The 14758-nt window shown below is 73.0% G+C and carries 13 protein-coding genes, 1 tRNA gene and 1 other RNA gene; 9 read left to right on the forward strand and 6 right to left on the reverse strand.

The features are described from left to right. Positions 1–49: 49 nt before the first annotated feature. The 4 genes from HDA31_RS00095 to HDA31_RS00110 all read right to left on the reverse strand — a co-directional run bounded on the left by HDA31_RS00095 (position 50) and on the right by HDA31_RS00110 (position 3420). Positions 50–652 (reverse strand): hypothetical protein, encoded by a 603-nt coding sequence (locus tag HDA31_RS00095; RefSeq protein WP_178066700.1) that lies wholly within the window; start codon positions 650–652, stop codon positions 50–52. After that, positions 649–1263 carry a hypothetical protein gene (locus tag HDA31_RS00100; RefSeq protein WP_178066699.1) on the reverse strand — a complete coding sequence of 205 codons (615 nt, stop codon included), beginning with the start codon at positions 1261–1263 and terminating at the stop codon, positions 649–651. Before HDA31_RS00100 ends, HDA31_RS00095 begins: the two co-directional genes overlap by 4 nt. Before the next feature lie 183 nt (positions 1264–1446). After that, the gene (locus HDA31_RS00105) at positions 1447–3111 is read right to left on the reverse strand and encodes an FG-GAP-like repeat-containing protein (RefSeq protein WP_178066698.1); all 1665 of its coding nucleotides are present in this window, start codon (positions 3109–3111) and stop codon (positions 1447–1449) included. 224 nt (positions 3112–3335) lie between these two features. Further along, positions 3336–3420 (reverse strand) — tRNA-Ser (locus HDA31_RS00110). Positions 3421–3502: 82 nt separating this feature from the next. Here HDA31_RS00110 and ffs point away from each other — a divergent pair. The 9 genes from ffs (at position 3503) to HDA31_RS00155 (ending at position 13469) form a co-directional block, all read left to right on the forward strand. Continuing rightward, positions 3503–3592: signal recognition particle sRNA small type (gene ffs / locus HDA31_RS00115), an RNA gene on the forward strand. A 131-nt stretch (positions 3593–3723) separates the two neighbouring features. Further along, positions 3724–6261, forward strand: coding sequence for a DNA polymerase III subunit gamma and tau (locus tag HDA31_RS00120; RefSeq protein ID WP_178066697.1), 2538 nt, complete (start codon positions 3724–3726; stop codon positions 6259–6261). 111 nt (positions 6262–6372) lie between these two features. Beyond that, a complete protein-coding gene (locus tag HDA31_RS00125) occupies positions 6373–6681 on the forward strand; it encodes a YbaB/EbfC family nucleoid-associated protein (RefSeq protein WP_043964883.1) in 309 nt (102 codons plus the stop codon). A gap of 14 nt (positions 6682–6695) precedes the next feature. Then, positions 6696–7289 carry a recombination mediator RecR gene (gene recR / locus HDA31_RS00130; RefSeq protein WP_043964885.1) on the forward strand — a complete coding sequence of 198 codons (594 nt, stop codon included), beginning with the start codon at positions 6696–6698 and terminating at the stop codon, positions 7287–7289. A gap of 236 nt (positions 7290–7525) precedes the next feature. Then, positions 7526–9190: an ABC transporter substrate-binding protein gene (locus HDA31_RS00135; RefSeq protein ID WP_178066696.1), complete on the forward strand. Its 1665-nt coding sequence runs from the start codon at positions 7526–7528 to the stop codon at positions 9188–9190. A gap of 78 nt (positions 9191–9268) precedes the next feature. Beyond that, positions 9269–10273: an ABC transporter permease gene (locus HDA31_RS00140; protein WP_043964889.1), complete on the forward strand. Its 1005-nt coding sequence runs from the start codon at positions 9269–9271 to the stop codon at positions 10271–10273. Continuing rightward, a complete protein-coding gene (locus HDA31_RS00145) occupies positions 10270–11232 on the forward strand; it encodes an ABC transporter permease (protein ID WP_178066695.1) in 963 nt (320 codons plus the stop codon). Before HDA31_RS00140 ends, HDA31_RS00145 begins: the two co-directional genes overlap by 4 nt. A 69-nt stretch (positions 11233–11301) precedes the next feature. After that, the gene (locus HDA31_RS00150) at positions 11302–12369 is read left to right on the forward strand and encodes an ABC transporter ATP-binding protein (protein ID WP_074472206.1); all 1068 of its coding nucleotides are present in this window, start codon (positions 11302–11304) and stop codon (positions 12367–12369) included. Next, positions 12366–13469: an ABC transporter ATP-binding protein gene (locus tag HDA31_RS00155; RefSeq protein ID WP_043964893.1), complete on the forward strand. Its 1104-nt coding sequence runs from the start codon at positions 12366–12368 to the stop codon at positions 13467–13469. The genes HDA31_RS00150 and HDA31_RS00155 overlap by 4 nt, the downstream gene beginning before the upstream one ends. 94 nt (positions 13470–13563) lie before the next feature. Here the strand turns inward: HDA31_RS00155 and HDA31_RS00160 are convergent, their stop codons facing one another. Both HDA31_RS00160 and HDA31_RS00165 read right to left on the reverse strand, forming a co-directional pair. Beyond that, complete coding sequence (locus HDA31_RS00160; protein WP_178066694.1) at positions 13564–14082, reverse strand: hypothetical protein; 519 nt, start codon at positions 14080–14082, stop codon at positions 13564–13566. Then, the gene (locus HDA31_RS00165) at positions 14064–14723 is read right to left on the reverse strand and encodes an HNH endonuclease family protein (protein ID WP_178066693.1); all 660 of its coding nucleotides are present in this window, start codon (positions 14721–14723) and stop codon (positions 14064–14066) included. The genes HDA31_RS00160 and HDA31_RS00165 overlap by 19 nt, the downstream gene beginning before the upstream one ends. Positions 14724–14758: the final 35 nt, after the last annotated feature.

Here is a 14758-nt window from a genome sequence, read left to right on the forward strand (position 1 = left end):
CGTCAGGAGCAGCCGGAGCGCTCGGCTCAGCGGGGGCCGTGGCTTCGGTTCAGCAGGGTCCGTAGCCCTCGGCGAAGAGGCGGCGGGCCCAGTCGGCGTACCCTGCGATGATCTTCCGGACGGTGCGCCCGTCGTGCAGGAAGAGGTACGCGCGGTCGCCGCTGCGGGCCAGCAGCCCGTCGAACCGGTACGTCCGCCGGGGCGCGTCGAGCGGGCTGACCGACCGGTAGCGGGCGCGGACCTGTTCGACCGGCGTGCCGACGCCGATGCCCTGCGGGGTGCGGACGTCGATCCGCTCCGCCGTGTGGGCCGGGTCGTCGAGCCAGAGCAGCACCAGCCGGTCGTCGACGAAGATCGGGCTGACCGCGCCGTGGCCGACGAGCGTGGGCCCGCAGGTGTCCACGTCGGACGCCAGCATCCCGCGCCGCGCCAGCTCCTGTTCGGTGTCGCCGAACTCGACGTCGGGCAGGCCGTTGAGGTCGACGACCTCGTCGGCGGCCTCGTCGACGGCCGACCGGCCGGCGTCGGGCGGCGGGCCGGGCGGGCGCGCGTCGCCCCCGGCGTCGACCGGCCCCTGTGGACGTACGCCGCTGCCGGCGATCGAGGCAGCCGCGAGCAGTGTCGCAATGAAAACGAATTGTCTGAATTTCATGGAATCCCCCAGTCCCCAACGGCCCCGGGGCGCTCAGGTTGCTGCCGAGCGCCGGATTCCCCGAATTCCCACTCCTCGGCCAGCTCGTCCCAGTAGTCGGCGGTCAGCCCGCGCCGCCCGTGCGCCAGCCAGCCGGCCGTGTTCCGCTCCAGGTGCAGGCCCAGCTCGGCGAACGGGTCGATCCACCGCCCCGGCTCCGCGCCGATGCGGATCAGCGCCGCGTTCAGCGGCCACTGCCCGCGCGGGGCGGCCAACACGTCGTCGAAGTGCGGCCCCCAGCTCACCGCGCCGCCGAGCCACACCACCGACGCCTGCCGGCCGAGGCCCCCCGAGAACTCCGCCTCCAGATAGGCCACCGGCCCCGACCGGGACCACCCGGCGAACAGCCCCGCCAGGGCCGGCGACAACACCAGCTCGAACGGCTGCTCCGGGCCCGGCTCCCCGGCGGCGAAGTCCGGCAGCGCCCCGGTCAGCTCCTCCACGAGATGCGGGGTGACCGGCAGCAGCGCGAAGTCCTGCCGCAGCGCGGCGAGCACCGCGTGGTCCAGGTCGGCGGTCCGCTCGCGGAGCAGCTCGACATCGGCCACCACCGCCCTGAGCTGGTAACTCATCGGAACCCTCCGCCCGTCCACAGGCTGTGGATAGAACATGTGTACGACCGGGCGTGGCGTGCCGGCGCTGCCCCGGACCGTACCGAACGCACCCCCTGCCGACGCCGGGCCGGTGCGGACGTGGAAGAAGGGCCGGCCCCGGGCGGGGGGCCGGCCCTTCCTACAGCGCGGGAGGTACCCGGATCAGTAGAACGAGCCGCCGCTCTGCGGCCCCGCGATGCGCATGCCGTAGCGGTGGGGCCAGGCGCGGTCGGTGCGCAGCGACGCGCCGCTCCACGAGGTGGTCTGCGGCACGAGCCCGCCGCTGGACCCGAAGAACGAGGCGATCGACCCCGACGGGTAGCCCGCCGTGTCCGACGCCACCTCCTCGCCGGTCGACGCCACGACGGCGTCCAGCGCGCCGGTGCCGTCGAGGTTCAGCAGCGCGACGGAGGCGCCGAAGACGTCCCCGCGCTCGGCCGAGCCCGGCACCACCGAGTGGTTCTGGTCGAAGCCCTGCGCCCCGGTGCCCGTGAGGCCCGAGGAGGAACCCTTCAGCAGGGTGATCATGCCGGCGCTGTCCGTCGAGCCGATGTCCTCGCCGGGCACGCCGACCAGCACGTCCGCCCTGCCGTCGCCGGTCACGTCGCCGACCGCGAGCGAGCCGCCGAACCGGTCCTCGGCCTCGGGGTCGCCCGGCACGCCCGCCGTGCGCTGCGTGATGATCTTTACGGCGCTGGCGGACAGGCCGCCGGACCGGCCCGTGAACGCGGCGATGAGCCCCCCGGTGATGTCCGGGGTCTGTGCGCTGGGCGCGCCCGCGATCACCTCGCCCAGCCCGTCGCCGTTCACGTCGCCGACCGCCAGGGTCTCGCCCAGGTACCAGGCGATCGTGAACTCGTCGCCCGTCGCCGGGTGCACCGCCGCGCCGGTCACCGACGTCGCGCCCGTGGTCGACACGCCGCCCGCCGAGCCCCACATCAGGGTGACCATGCCGCTGCCGTCCCAGGACGTGCCGTCGTTCTCGTGCGGCGCGCCGATGACCAGGTCCGCGTACCTGTTGTTGTCGACCCTGCCGATCGCGAGCGAGAAGCCGAAGTGGTCGTTGCGCTCGGCCGCGCCCGGCACCGCCGCCTGGTCCTGCTGGAGATACTGGGAGCCGGTGGCGGTGAGCCCACCCGACCCGCCGAACAGGACGTAGACCGAACCGGCGTCCGCCTTGTCCCCGATCGCCTCCCCGTACGCGCCGATCGCCAGGTCGTCGCGGCCGTCGCCGTTGATGTCGCCGGTCGCGAGCGCGCCGCCGAACCGGTCGTAGCTCTCCGGCTCGCCCTGCACGTTCGGCGAACTCTGGTTGAAGTGGCCCGCCGCGCCGACCACCAGGCCCGAGGCGCTGCCCGGGATGACCCAGACCCCGCCCGCGTGGGTCTTGTTGCGCGGGTCCACCTCGTCCGAGTCGCCGATCACCAGGTCGTCGTAGCCGTCGCCGTTGAAGTCGCCCGCCGCCAGCGCGGTGCCGAAGCAGCCGCAGCCGCCCTCCGACGACAGGACGCCGAAGAAGTAGTCGACCTGCGGCGCCGACGAGTAGCGCACGACCACCACGCCGGTCGGATACTGGGGCAGACTGGTCTCGAAGGGGTCGCCCGAGGCCGCCAGGTCGTCGCGGCCGTCGCCGTCGAAGTCCGACCGGGTGGCACCCGTCCCCTGCACCGGGGTCACCGCCTTCGCCACCCGGTGATACTGGAGGGCGATGCCCTCCCGGGTGATGGTGCCGAACTCGTCGGCCGCCCGCGCGGGCGCACCGACCGCCAGCCCGGCCACCACGGCCAGGGCCGACACCCCTGCCGTTGTCTTTCGACGTGTCGTCATCCGACGCAACACAAACCCCCGCTCGTTGTTGGACGCCCCGACACGCTAGGGGGATAGATCAACGCCCATAACCAGGCGAACGGGCGGGTCGGCCGCCGACCGGGCAGCCGACCCGGCCGAACGGCCGACCCGGGGCGGGGCGCGGGAGACGGCAGGACCGCAGAGACGACTCAGGGTCGGTCCCGTGGGGGAGCCGACCCTGTCGTCCGTGCTGCTCAGGTGAGCGGAGGATACGAGATTCGAACTCGTGAGGGTGTTAACCCAACACGCTTTCCAAGCGTGCGCCCTAGGCCTCTAGGCGAATCCTCCGTGGGACAGGATACAGGTCCGCCGCGCGCCGGCCACCCCACCACCCCCCGAAGATCGACCGGGCGTCGGGTAGGGTGGGTGTCACCTCCCGTGCGGCGGTATCTCGTGAACCTCCCCAGGGCCGGAAGGCAGCAAGGATAAGCGAGCTCTGCCGGGTGCACGGGAGGCCTTTTTGTCTCCCGGCACCGGTACGGTACGCCGCAGGTCAGGTGCAGGGCCAGATCCGGGTCGGGGCACGGGGTGGTGGGTGGTCACCCGTGCCTGACCGGCGCAGAATGGCTCGGTCGAGAGGAGGCGGGACGCGTGACACTCGCGCTCTACCGCAAGTACCGGCCGCGCACCTTCGCCGAGGTCATCGGCCAGGAGCACGTCACCGAGCCGCTGTCGCAGGCGCTGCGCAGCGGGCGGCTCAACCACGCGTACCTCTTCTCCGGGCCGCGCGGCTGCGGCAAGACCTCCAGCGCCCGCATCCTGGCCCGCTCGCTCAACTGCGAGCAGGGCCCGACGCCGGAGCCGTGCGGGCAGTGTGACTCGTGCCGCTCGCTGGCCACCGACGGGTCGGGCTCGATCGACGTCATCGAGATCGACGCGGCCAGCCACGGCGGCGTCGACGACGCCCGCGAGCTGCGCGAGAAGGCGTTCTTCGCGCCGGCCCGCAGCCGGTTCAAGATCTATGTCATCGACGAGGCGCACATGGTCTCGTCGGCCGGCTTCAACGCCCTGCTCAAGCTGGTCGAGGAGCCCCCGGAGTACGTCAAGTTCATCTTCGCCACCACCGAGCCGGAGAAGGTCCTCGGCACGATCAAGTCGCGGACCCACCACTACCCGTTCCGGCTGATCCCGCCGAAGACGCTGCGCCCCTACCTGGAGCAGCTCACCGAGGCCGAGGGGGTGACCGTCGACCCGGCGGTCTTCCCGCTGGTGGTGCGCGCGGGCGGCGGCAGCGCCCGGGACAGCCTCTCCGTGCTCGACCAGCTCATCGCGGGCGCGGGCCCGGAGGGGGTCACCTATCCCCGGGCCGCCGCGCTGCTCGGCGTCACCGACTCGGGGCTGCTCGACGAGATGTGCGACGCCCTCGCGGCCGGCGACGGCGCGGCGGCGTACGCGACCGTGGACCGGGTGGCCGAGGCCGGGCACGACGCGCGTCGCTTCGCCTCGGACCTGCTGGAGCGGCTGCGCGACCTGATCGTCCTCCAGCAGGTGCCCGACGCCGCCGAGAAGGGCCTGATCGACGGCCCGGCCGACCAGATCGAGCGGATGACCGCCCAGGCGCAGCGGCTCGGCGCGGCGACCCTGTCCCGGTGCGCCGACATCGTGCACGACGGCCTGGTGGCCATGCGCGGCACGACCGCGCCCCGGCTGCTGCTGGAGCTGATCTGCGCCCGCATGCTGCTGCCGGGAGCGGACGACTCCACCGGCGGCCTGCTCCAGCGCCTGGAGCGGATGGAGCGCCGGCTCACCCTGGGCGCCGTCGAGCTGCCGCCGGCCGCCGCCGGCTCCGCGCCGGTCGCCACCGCCCCGGCGGTACGCCCCGAGCAGGCCACCCCGCCTGCGGCGGCTGCCGCGCACCCCGCGCCGGCGGCGGTGTCCGCCGCCCCGGCGACCGCCCCGGCCCCGTCGGCCGCCCCGCCGCCCGTGGCCGCCGCGGCATCGGCTCCGGTGTCCGCAGGCCCCGCCCCGGCTGCTTCCGCCCCGGCCGCGCCCCGGCGGGAGGTCCCGCCGGAGGCGGTCATGCCCGACCCGGCGACCCCCGCCCCGCCCCGCCCCGGCGCGGCTGCGGCGGGCCCCCTGGACGCCGTCGCGGTGCGCCGGGTCTGGTCGGACATCGTCGCGAAGGTCAACCGGATCAAGAAGCCGGCCGCCGCGCTGATGCGCGACGCGGTGGTCCGCGACGTGGACGGCGACACCCTGGTGCTGACCGTCAAGTCTCCGGTGCTCGCGCAGATGATGGGCAACCACACGTCGGTGCTGGCCGAGGCGCTCTACGAGGAGTTCGGCGGGCGCTGGCAGGTGCGCTGCGAGGTGGCCGGCGAGCGGGGCGGCGGGTCGCCGGGCGGCTCCCGGGGGCCCGCCCCCGCCCCGCCGCGTCCCGCGCCGGCCCCGCCCGCGACCCCCGCATCCGCAGCCCACGCGCCCGCCACGAACGCCCGCCCGTCGCCCGGTGCCGCGCCGGGTCCTGCCGGAGGCGGCGGTGCCGCTGGCGGGGACGAGGAGTGGCCCGAGCCGGCCCGCCCCGGCGGGGCCGCCGCTCCCGCCGCGAGCGCACCGGCCGGGGACGACTGGCCGGAGGCGGCCCGCCCGGGTGGCGTCGCCCCCGCCGCCGCGCCGCCGGCAACGGCCCCGCCCGGCGGGCCCACCCCGGCCGCCGCCCCGGCGACGTCGCCCAACGGTGCCGCCAACGGCGCTGTGGCCAACGGTGCCGCCCCGGCGACGCCGGCCAACGGTGCCGCCGCGCGTGGTGCCGCCCCCACCGCGCCGACCAACGGCACCGCCGCTGCGGGCGGCAGGGCTCCCGCTGCCGGCAGCGGGCTCGCCGCCGCGCGGGCTGCGGCGGCCGGCCGGGGTGCGCGTACCCAGAACGGGGCCCGCAAGACCGCGGACGCCGACTGGGCGGGCGAGCCGCCCTACGACCCGGACTACGACGGGCCGGTGCGCGGCGGTGGCCGCCCGGGCCCGGCGGCGTCGGCCGCACCGACCTACGAGGGCTTCGACCCGGGCGACGAGCCGCTCGACGAGGTGATCGACGAGCGGACGGCCCGGCAGTCCAGCGAGGAGCAGGCGGTGCAGCTGCTCCGGGAGGCGTTGGGCGCGGAGAAGATCGACGAGGTGGACGCCCGCTGACGCGGACCGTCGCCCGTGCCAGGCGACGGTCCGCGCCCCGGTTAGGCTGGGCGCGGCCGAGCAGACGAGTGCGAGAAGGAGCCATCCGTGCGCCCAGGTGGACAGCCGAACATGCAGCAGATGCTGAAGCAGGCGCAGAAGATGCAGCAGCAGATCGCGAAGGCCCAGGCCGAGCTGGCCGAGGCCGAGCTGACCGGCACCGCCGGGGGCGGCCTGGTCGCCGTGACGGTCTCCGGCTCCGGCGACGTCAAGAGCATCAAGATCGACCCGAAGGCGGTCGACCCGGAGGACGTGGAGACGCTGGAGGACCTGGTGGTCGCCGCGCTGCACAACGCCGCCGAGGCCGCCCGGGCGCTGACGGAGCAGAAGATGGGCCCGGTCGCGGGCGGGATGGGCGGCCTCGGCCTGCCCGGCTTCTGAGCCGGCCGACGCAGATGTACGAAGGTGCCATCCAGGACCTGATCGACGAGCTGGGGCGGCTGCCGGGCGTGGGCCCGAAGAGCGCGCAGCGGATCGCCTTCCACGTCCTGTCGGCGGACCCGGCCGACATCAACCGGCTGGCCGGCGCGCTGCGCAAGGTCAAGGACCTGGTGCGCTTCTGCACCACCTGCTACAACGTCGCCGAGTCCGAGCAGTGCCGGATCTGCCGCGACCCGCGCCGCAGCGACGAGGTGCTGTGCGTGGTCGAGGAGCCCAAGGACGTGGTGGCGATCGAGCGCACGGGTGAGTTCCGGGGGCGCTACCACGTGCTCGGCGGGGCGATCAATCCGCTGGAGGGGATCGGGCCGGACAACCTGCGCATCCGCGAGCTGATGACCCGGCTGGGCGGCGGCGCGGTGCGGGAGCTGATCCTGGCCACCGACCCGAACACCGAGGGCGAGGCGACGGCGACGTACCTGGCGCTGATGGTCAAGCCGATGGGCATCTCGGTGACCCGGCTCGCCAGCGGCCTGCCGGTGGGCGGCGACCTGGAGTACGCCGACGAGATCACCCTCGGCCGCGCGTTCGAGGGGCGTCGGGCGGTCTGACACCAGGTGCCCTCAGGGGCAGGGGCGACGTAACAGTTTGGCATCGCGGTTTCGGATCGTTCGGCGAAACCCGTTGTTCGCCGTGGATTCTTCGGCCGTGTCGTGGCTGGGACACGATCCGATACCAACCCTTGCCCTGCCGGTTTCGGGCCGGTCCGAACGGGAGCTAAGGTCACGCCCATCGGTGACCCCTGTCACCACGTTGTCCGTACCCCCAAGGACGAGGTGAAGCACCCATGCGTGCACCCAGGCCGAAGGTCGCTGTCGCGGCCGTCGCGGTCGCGGCCCTCGCGGTAGCAGGCTGCGCCGAGAGCAACCGCGATGACAACTCCGGCGGTAGCAAGAAGGACACCATGGTCTTCGGCGTGGCCGGCGACCCGAAGGTCCTCGACCCCAGCTTTGCCAGCGACGGCGAGTCGCTGCGCGTGGCGCGCCAGGTCTTCGAGACCCTGGTCCGGCCGGAGGAGGGTGGCACCAAGGTCACCCCGGGGCTGGCCGAGTCCTGGACCCCGGACGCCGCCGGCACCACGTGGACGTTCAAGCTCCGTTCCGGCGTGAAGTTCCACGACGGCACCGACTTCAACGCCGAGGCCGTCTGCGCCAACTTCGACCGCTGGTACAACGCGAAGGGCCTCATGCAGAGCCCCGACGTGACCGCGTACTGGCAGGACGTCATGGGCGGCTTCGCCAAGAACGAGGACCCGGAGCTGCCGCCGAGCCTCTTCAAGTCCTGCACCGCCAAGGACGCCACCACCGTGGACCTGGCGTTCACCCGGGTCTCCAGCAAGATCCCGGCCGCGCTGATGCTGCCCTCGTTCTCGATCCACAGCCCGAAGGCGCTCCAGCAGTACGACGCCAGCAACGTCGGCGGCACCGCCGAGGACATCAAGTACCCGTCGTACGCGACGGAGCACCCGACCGGCACCGGCCCGTTCAAGTTCAAGTCCTGGGACGTCGCCAACAAGACGCTCACCATCGAGCGTAACGACGACTACTACGGCGCCAAGGCCAAGCTGAAGACCCTGATCTTCAAGACGATCTCCGACGAGAACGCGCGCAAGCAGGCGCTGCGCTCCGGCGACATCCAGGGGTACGACCTGGTCGGCCCGGCCGACGTCGAGCCGCTGAAGACCGAGGGCTTCAACGTCCTCACCCGCCCGGCGTTCAACGTGCTCTACCTGGCCATCAACCAGAAGGGCAACCCGAAGCTCGCCGACCTCAAGGTCCGGCAGGCGATCGCGCACGCGCTCAACCGGCAGGCGCTTGTCGACTCGAAGCTGCCCCCGGGCGCGAAGGTCGCGCTGAACTTCATGCCCGACACCGTCGAGGGCTTCAACGGCGACGTCACCAAGTACGACTACAACCCGGAGAAGGCCAAGGCGCTGCTGGCCGAGGCCGGCGCGTCGAACCTGACGCTGAAGTTCCACTACCCGACCGAGGTCACCCGGCCGTACATGCCGAACCCGAAGGACATCTTCGAGCTGCTCTCGGCGGACCTCAAGGCGGTCGGCATCAACGTCGAGGCCATCCCGCTGAAGTGGAGCCCCGACTACCTGAACGCCACCACCTCCGGCAGCAAGCACGACCTGCACTTCCTCGGCTGGACCGGTGACTACGGCGACGCCTACAACTTCATCGGCACGTTCTTCGACCGGCCGAAGGACGAGTGGGGCTTCAACAACGCCCAGCTCTTCGCCCAGTTCAAGGACGCGGACACCACCGCCGACCAGGCGGCCCGGGTGGAGAAGTACAAGGCCCTCAACAAGGCGATCATGGACCTGCTGCCGGGTGTGCCGATCTCGCACTCGCCGCCGGCGATCGTGTTCGGCAAGGACGTGACCGGGATCAAGGCGAGCCCGCTCACCGACGAGCGGTTCGGAACCGCCGAGTTCAAGTCCTGACCTGACGCAAGGACCACGGGCGGGCGCCGTTACCCACGGCGCCCGCCCGCAGCCCTCCGTACCCCTTTCGAGGCCGCCGTGTTCCGGTTCATCGTCAGACGCCTGCTCCAGCTCATACCGACGCTGTTCGGGCTCTCCCTCCTGTTGTTCATCTGGCTCCGGCGGCTGCCCGGCGGCCCCGAGACCGCCATCCTCGGCGAGCGCGGCACCCCGGAGATGCGCGCCGCCATCCGCCGCAACCTCGGCCTCGACGAGCCGATCCTGATCCAGTACGGCCGGTTCGTCCGGCGACTGATCAAACTGGACCTCGGCACCTCGACCTCCACCAAGCGCCCGGTCGTCACCGAGTTCTTCGAGCGGTTCCCCGGCACCGTCGAGCTGACCGTGATGGCCATGATCATCGCCATCGGCATCGGCATCCCGCTGGGCTACCTGGCGGCCCGCCGCCGGGGCCGGCTGTTCGACCACCTGTCGGTCGGCGGCTCGCTGATCGGCATCTGCATCCCGGTGTTCTTCCTCGCGTACGTGCTCAAGGCCCTCTTCTCGGAGAACCTCGGCTGGTTCCCGTCCAGCGGCCGGCAGGACCCGACCCTCGGGGCGACCCGGATCACCAACTTCTTCGTCCTCGACGGGCTGATGACCCGGGAGTGGGACGCCGCCGCCGACGCCCTCTGGCACCTGGTGCTGCCGGGCCTCGCGCTGGCGAGCATCCCCCTGGCGATCATCGTCCGGATCACCCGGGCCAGCGTGCTGGAGGTGCTCAACGAGGACTTCGTCCGCACCGCCGAGGCCAAGGGCCTCACCGAGTCGACGGTCCGCCGCCGGCACGTGCTGCGCAACGCCATGCTCCCCGTGGTCACCTCGATCGGCCTGCTCACCGGCGGCCTGCTCTCCGGCGCGGTGCTGACCGAGACCGTCTTCGCCTTCAGCGGCATCGGGGCGTTCGTCGCCGAGGCGATCAGCCAGCGCGACTATCCCGTGCTGATGGGCTTCATCCTGATCATCGCGGTGGTGTACGTGCTGGTGAACCTCCTCGTGGACCTCTCCTACAGCGTGATCGACCCGAGGGTGAGGGTGCGATGACGATCAGCCCCGGCAAGAAGCGCGAGAAGATCGACCGGCTCGCCGAGCTGGCCGCCCGGGACGACGAGCGCGGCGTGAGCCTCTGGCGGGAGGCGTTCCGCCGGCTGCGGCGCAACCCGGCCGCGATCGTCGGCGCGGTCATCCTGGCCCTGTTCCTGCTGATCGCCATCGTCGGCCCGTTCGTCGTCCCGTACCCGGCCGACGCCCAGCTCTGGAAGGGCGAGATCCGGGACAACATCGGCTACTTCCCGGGCCCCCGGGCCGACAACTGGTTCGGCGTCGACCACATCGGCCGCGACGAGTTCAGCCGCATGATCGTCGGTGCCCGGCAGACCCTGCTCGTCGGCGTGGTCTCCACGCTGATCGGCCTGGCCGTCGGGTCGCTCATCGGCGGCATCGCCGGGGCCAGCGCCGGCCTCGGCGGCAAGTGGGGCCGGGCCGTCGACAACACCCTCATGCGCTTCGTCGACATGCTGCTGGCCATGCCGAGCCTGCTGCTGGCGATCAGCATCGCCGCGCTGCTCGGCGCGGGCCTCACCACCGTCATGATCGCGGTCGGCGTGGTCTCCGTGCCGGTCTTCGCCCGGCTGCTGCGCGGGTCGATGATCTCCCAGTCGAACAGCGACTACGTGCTCGCCGCGACGTCGCTGGGCGTGCGGAAGCCGAAGATCGCCCTGACCCACGTGGTGCCGAACTCGCTCGCCCCGGTCATCGTCCAGGCGACGCTGACCCTGGCCACCGCGATCATCGAGGCCGCGGCGCTGTCGTTCCTCGGCCTCGGCAACAACGACGCGTCCATCCCCGAGTGGGGCGTGATGCTCGCCGACGCGCAGCGCTACCTCGACGCCGCGCCCCGGCTCGCCATCCTGCCCGCCCTCGCCATCATCGTCACCGCGCTCGGCTTCACCCTGCTCGGCGAGGCGATGCGCGAGGCCCTCGACCCGAAGCTGCGGAAGTAGGTCGGCTGTCGTGTGTGCAGCGCGAGGAGTGGGCCTGCGAGCCCCGCAGTCGCAAACGGAAGGCCGATAATGGCACTGCTCGAAGTGGACGACCTCTCCGTCACCTTCGCCCGGCGCGGTCAGCGCACCGTGCACGCCGTCGACGGGGTCTCCTTCTCCGTCGACGCGGGCGAGGTGGTCGGCCTCGTCGGCGAGTCAGGCTGCGGCAAGAGCGTCACGTCGCTGGCGATCATGGGTCTGCTGCCGAAGCAGCCCGGCCTGCGGGTCGGCGGCAAGGCCGTCTTCGACGGCACGGACCTGCTCCAGCTCGACGACCGGTCCCGGCGCGACATCCGGGGCCGGGACGTCGCGATGATCTTCCAGGACCCGCTCTCCTCGCTGAACCCGGTGATCCCGATCGGGCTCCAGGTGACCGAGGTGCTCACCCGGCACCGGGGGATGAAGGGGGAGGCGGCCCAGAAGGAGGCCGCCGACCTGCTCGACCGGGTCGGCATCCCCGACCCGCGCCGCCGGCTCAAGGAGTACCCGCACCAGCTCTCCGGCGGCATGCGGCAGCGGGCCCTGATCGCCATGGCGGTGGCCTGCCAGCCCCGGCTGCTCATCGCCGACGAGCCGACCACCGCGCTCGACGTCACCATCCAGGCGCAGATCCTGGAGCTGCTCAAGGAACTGGTCCGGGACTCCGGCACCGCGCTCGTGATGATCACCCACGACCTCGGGGTGGTCGCCGGCATGTGCGACACGATCAACGTGCTGTACGCCGGCCGGGTGGTGGAGACGGCCCGCCGCCGCCCGCTGTTCCGCGAGCCGCGGCACCCGTACACCGTGGGGTTGCTCGGCTCGGTGCCGCGCCTGGACGCCGGGCGCGGCGAACGGCTCAACCCCATCCCCGGCTCCGTGCGGGACGTGCTGGCGTGGCCGGACGGCTGCGCCTTCGCCCCGCGCTGCACCCGCCGCGTCGACGAGTGCGTGGGGGCGCCGCCGGAGCTGACGCTCACCTACGACGGCCGCAGCTACCGGTGCGTCAACCCGGCCCCGGTCCCCGGCACGCTGCCCCCGGCGGCGACCGACGCCGGCGCGCCGGAGCCCGCGACCGGCGGCCCGGTGCCCGCACCGCGCGAGGAGGAGAAGCCGTGACCGAGAGCGACATCCTCGTCGAGGTCCGCGACCTGAAGGTGCACTTCCCGATCAAGCGGGGGCTGATCCTCGACCGGGTCGTCGGCCACGTGAAGGCCGTCGACGGCGTCGACCTGAGCATCCCGCGCGGCAAGACGTACGGGCTGGTCGGCGAGTCCGGCTGCGGCAAGTCCACGCTCGGCCGGGCGCTGCTCCAGCTCACCCCGCCCACCGGCGGCGAGGTCCGCTTCGACGGCGTCGAGCTGACCACCCTCGCGGCGGGGAAGCTGCGCACCATGCGCCGCCGGATGCAGATGATCTTCCAGGATCCGATGTCGAGCCTCGACCCCCGGCAGAACGTCGAGTCGATCCTCACCGAGGGGTTGCAGACCCACGGCATCGGCACCGACCGCGACGACCGGCGGCGGATCATCGGCGAGACCCTCGACGCCGTCGGGCTGCCCCGGTGGGCGCTGTCCCGCTACCCGCACGAGTTCTCCGGCGGCCAGCGGCAGCGCATCGGCATCGCCCGGGCCCTCGTGCTCGGCCCCGAGCTGATCGTCGCCGACGAGCCCGTCTCCGCCCTGGACGTCTCCATCCAGGCCCAGGTGGTGAACCTGCTCGACGAGCTCCAGGACAACCTCGGCCTGACGTACCTGGTGATCGCGCACGACCTCGCCGTGGTCAAGCACATCTCCGACGTCGTCGGCGTCATGTACCTGGGCGCGCTGGTCGAGGAGGCGCCGAGCGACCGGCTCTACAGCGAGCCGCTGCACCCGTACACGCGGGCGCTCATGTCGGCCGTGCCCGTGCCGGACCCGGACGTGGAGGACCGACGGGAACGCATCCTGCTCGCCGGCGACCTGCCCTCGCCGGCCAACCCGCCGTCGGGCTGCCGCTTCCACACCCGCTGCCCGTGGGCCCAGCCGACCCGCTGCGCCGACGAGCGGCCGGCGCTGCGGGAGATCGGCGGCAGCCGGGTCGCCTGCCACTTCGCGGAGCGGATCGCCAGCGGCGAGCTGCGCCCGCACAAGGTGAGCGCCCAGATCGTGCGGCCCGAGGGCGAGGGCGAGGACCCGGCGGTCGTCTCGGCCCCCACGGAACCCGGCTCCTACGTGTAAGGAAGGGCCCCCTGTTAACGCATTCTGTATGGCAGGGGGCCCCTGTTAACACCTGTGGCCGGCCGGCCCTCCGGGGGCTCAGCTCGGCGGCCGGTCAGCCCTCCGGGCGGTCGAGCAGGCCGACGGCGATCGTGTGCACGGCGTCCAGCCCGGCCGGGTCGGCCAGCGGGGCGCGCCCGCCGGTGACGGCGTACCACTCGTCGGCCTCCCGGTACTGCACGCGCAGGGCGACCTGGCCGTCCGCGTACTCGGTGCGCAGGGTCAGCTCGCCGGTCACCACGCCGACCTCGTCGGTCATCACGCCGCCCGGGCCGGGCACGATGTCGGCCGTGCGGCTCGCCGCCCCGCCCCCGGCGGTGCCCGCCTCCGGCTCCGGGGCGGTGCCCGCGTTCGGCTGCGGGGCGGTGCCCGCGTTCGGCTGCGGGGCGGTGCCCGCGTTCGGCTGCGGGGCGGTGCCCGCGTTCGGCTGCGGGGCGGTGCCCGCGTTCGGCTGCGGGGCGGCGCCCGCGTTCGGCTGCGGGGCGGCGCCCGCGTTCGGCTGCGGGGCGGCGCCCGCGTTCGGCTCCGGGGCCGGCGTCGCCGCGGCCTCCCCCGTCACGGCTTGCTCGCCCATGTGCAGCCCCCCAACATGTCGGACAGGGCGTCCTTCTCGGCACTGGTCACCGTCAGCCGCCAGTGGTGCTTGACCGTCACCCAGTCCTCGGCGTACTGGCACCAGTACGACCGGTTCGCCGGCTTCCACTGCGACGGATCCTGGTCACCCTTCGACCGGTTGGAGGAGGCCGAAACGGCGATGAGCTGCGGCCGCGTGAGATCGTTGGCGAAGTCGCCCCGCTTGGCGTCGTCCCACTCGTCGGCGCCCGAGCGCCACGCGTTGGCCAGCGGGACCGTGTGGTCGATGTCCACGTCGGAGGGGTCGGTGAACGTCCGCCCGTCGTACACGCTCTCCCAGCGGCCCGCGACCACGTTGCAGCCGGAGAACCGGACGTCCTTGCCGTCGCGCTTCAGCACGCTGTCACGGACGTCGCAGTTCTTGCCGGTGTCCCGCCAGTGCGGGAAGCGGTTGCGGCTGTAGCCCTTCATCGACCCCGCGCTCGCCACGGTGAGCTGGTCGAGCATCTGCCCGACGTTGCCACCGCCGCCGCTCGGCGCGGCCTCCGGCTCGTCGACGACCTCGCAGCCGGCCGCCGCGACGGCCAGCGCCACGGCGAGCGCGGCCACCGCGGCCGCGCGACGTCCTGATCTGGTACGCACAGACGACACCTCTCCAGCTTGCGGGCTCCTGGCGA

It is taken from the genome of Micromonospora carbonacea, assembly GCF_014205165.1.
In the GTDB taxonomy this organism is placed as follows: Bacteria; Actinomycetota; Actinomycetes; order Mycobacteriales; family Micromonosporaceae; genus Micromonospora; species Micromonospora carbonacea.

What these genes read in the sequence shown, in the direction of transcription:
- HDA31_RS00095 (WP_178066700.1), bottom strand. Translation starts at nt 652, where the DNA reads ATGAAATTCAGACAATTCGTTTTCATTGCGACACTGCTCGCGGCTGCC.
- HDA31_RS00100 (WP_178066699.1), bottom strand. Translation starts at nt 1,263, where the DNA reads ATGAGTTACCAGCTCAGGGCGGTGGTGGCCGATGTCGAGCTGCTCCGC.
- HDA31_RS00105 (WP_178066698.1), bottom strand. Translation starts at nt 3,111, where the DNA reads ATGACGACACGTCGAAAGACAACGGCAGGGGTGTCGGCCCTGGCCGTG.
- HDA31_RS00125 (WP_043964883.1), top strand. Translation starts at nt 6,373, where the DNA reads ATGCAGCAGATGCTGAAGCAGGCGCAGAAGATGCAGCAGCAGATCGCG.
- recR (WP_043964885.1), top strand. Translation starts at nt 6,696, where the DNA reads ATGTACGAAGGTGCCATCCAGGACCTGATCGACGAGCTGGGGCGGCTG.
- HDA31_RS00135 (WP_178066696.1), top strand. Translation starts at nt 7,526, where the DNA reads ATGCGTGCACCCAGGCCGAAGGTCGCTGTCGCGGCCGTCGCGGTCGCG.
- HDA31_RS00145 (WP_178066695.1), top strand. Translation starts at nt 10,270, where the DNA reads ATGACGATCAGCCCCGGCAAGAAGCGCGAGAAGATCGACCGGCTCGCC.
- HDA31_RS00150 (WP_074472206.1), top strand. Translation starts at nt 11,302, where the DNA reads ATGGCACTGCTCGAAGTGGACGACCTCTCCGTCACCTTCGCCCGGCGC.
- HDA31_RS00160 (WP_178066694.1), bottom strand. Translation starts at nt 14,082, where the DNA reads ATGGGCGAGCAAGCCGTGACGGGGGAGGCCGCGGCGACGCCGGCCCCG.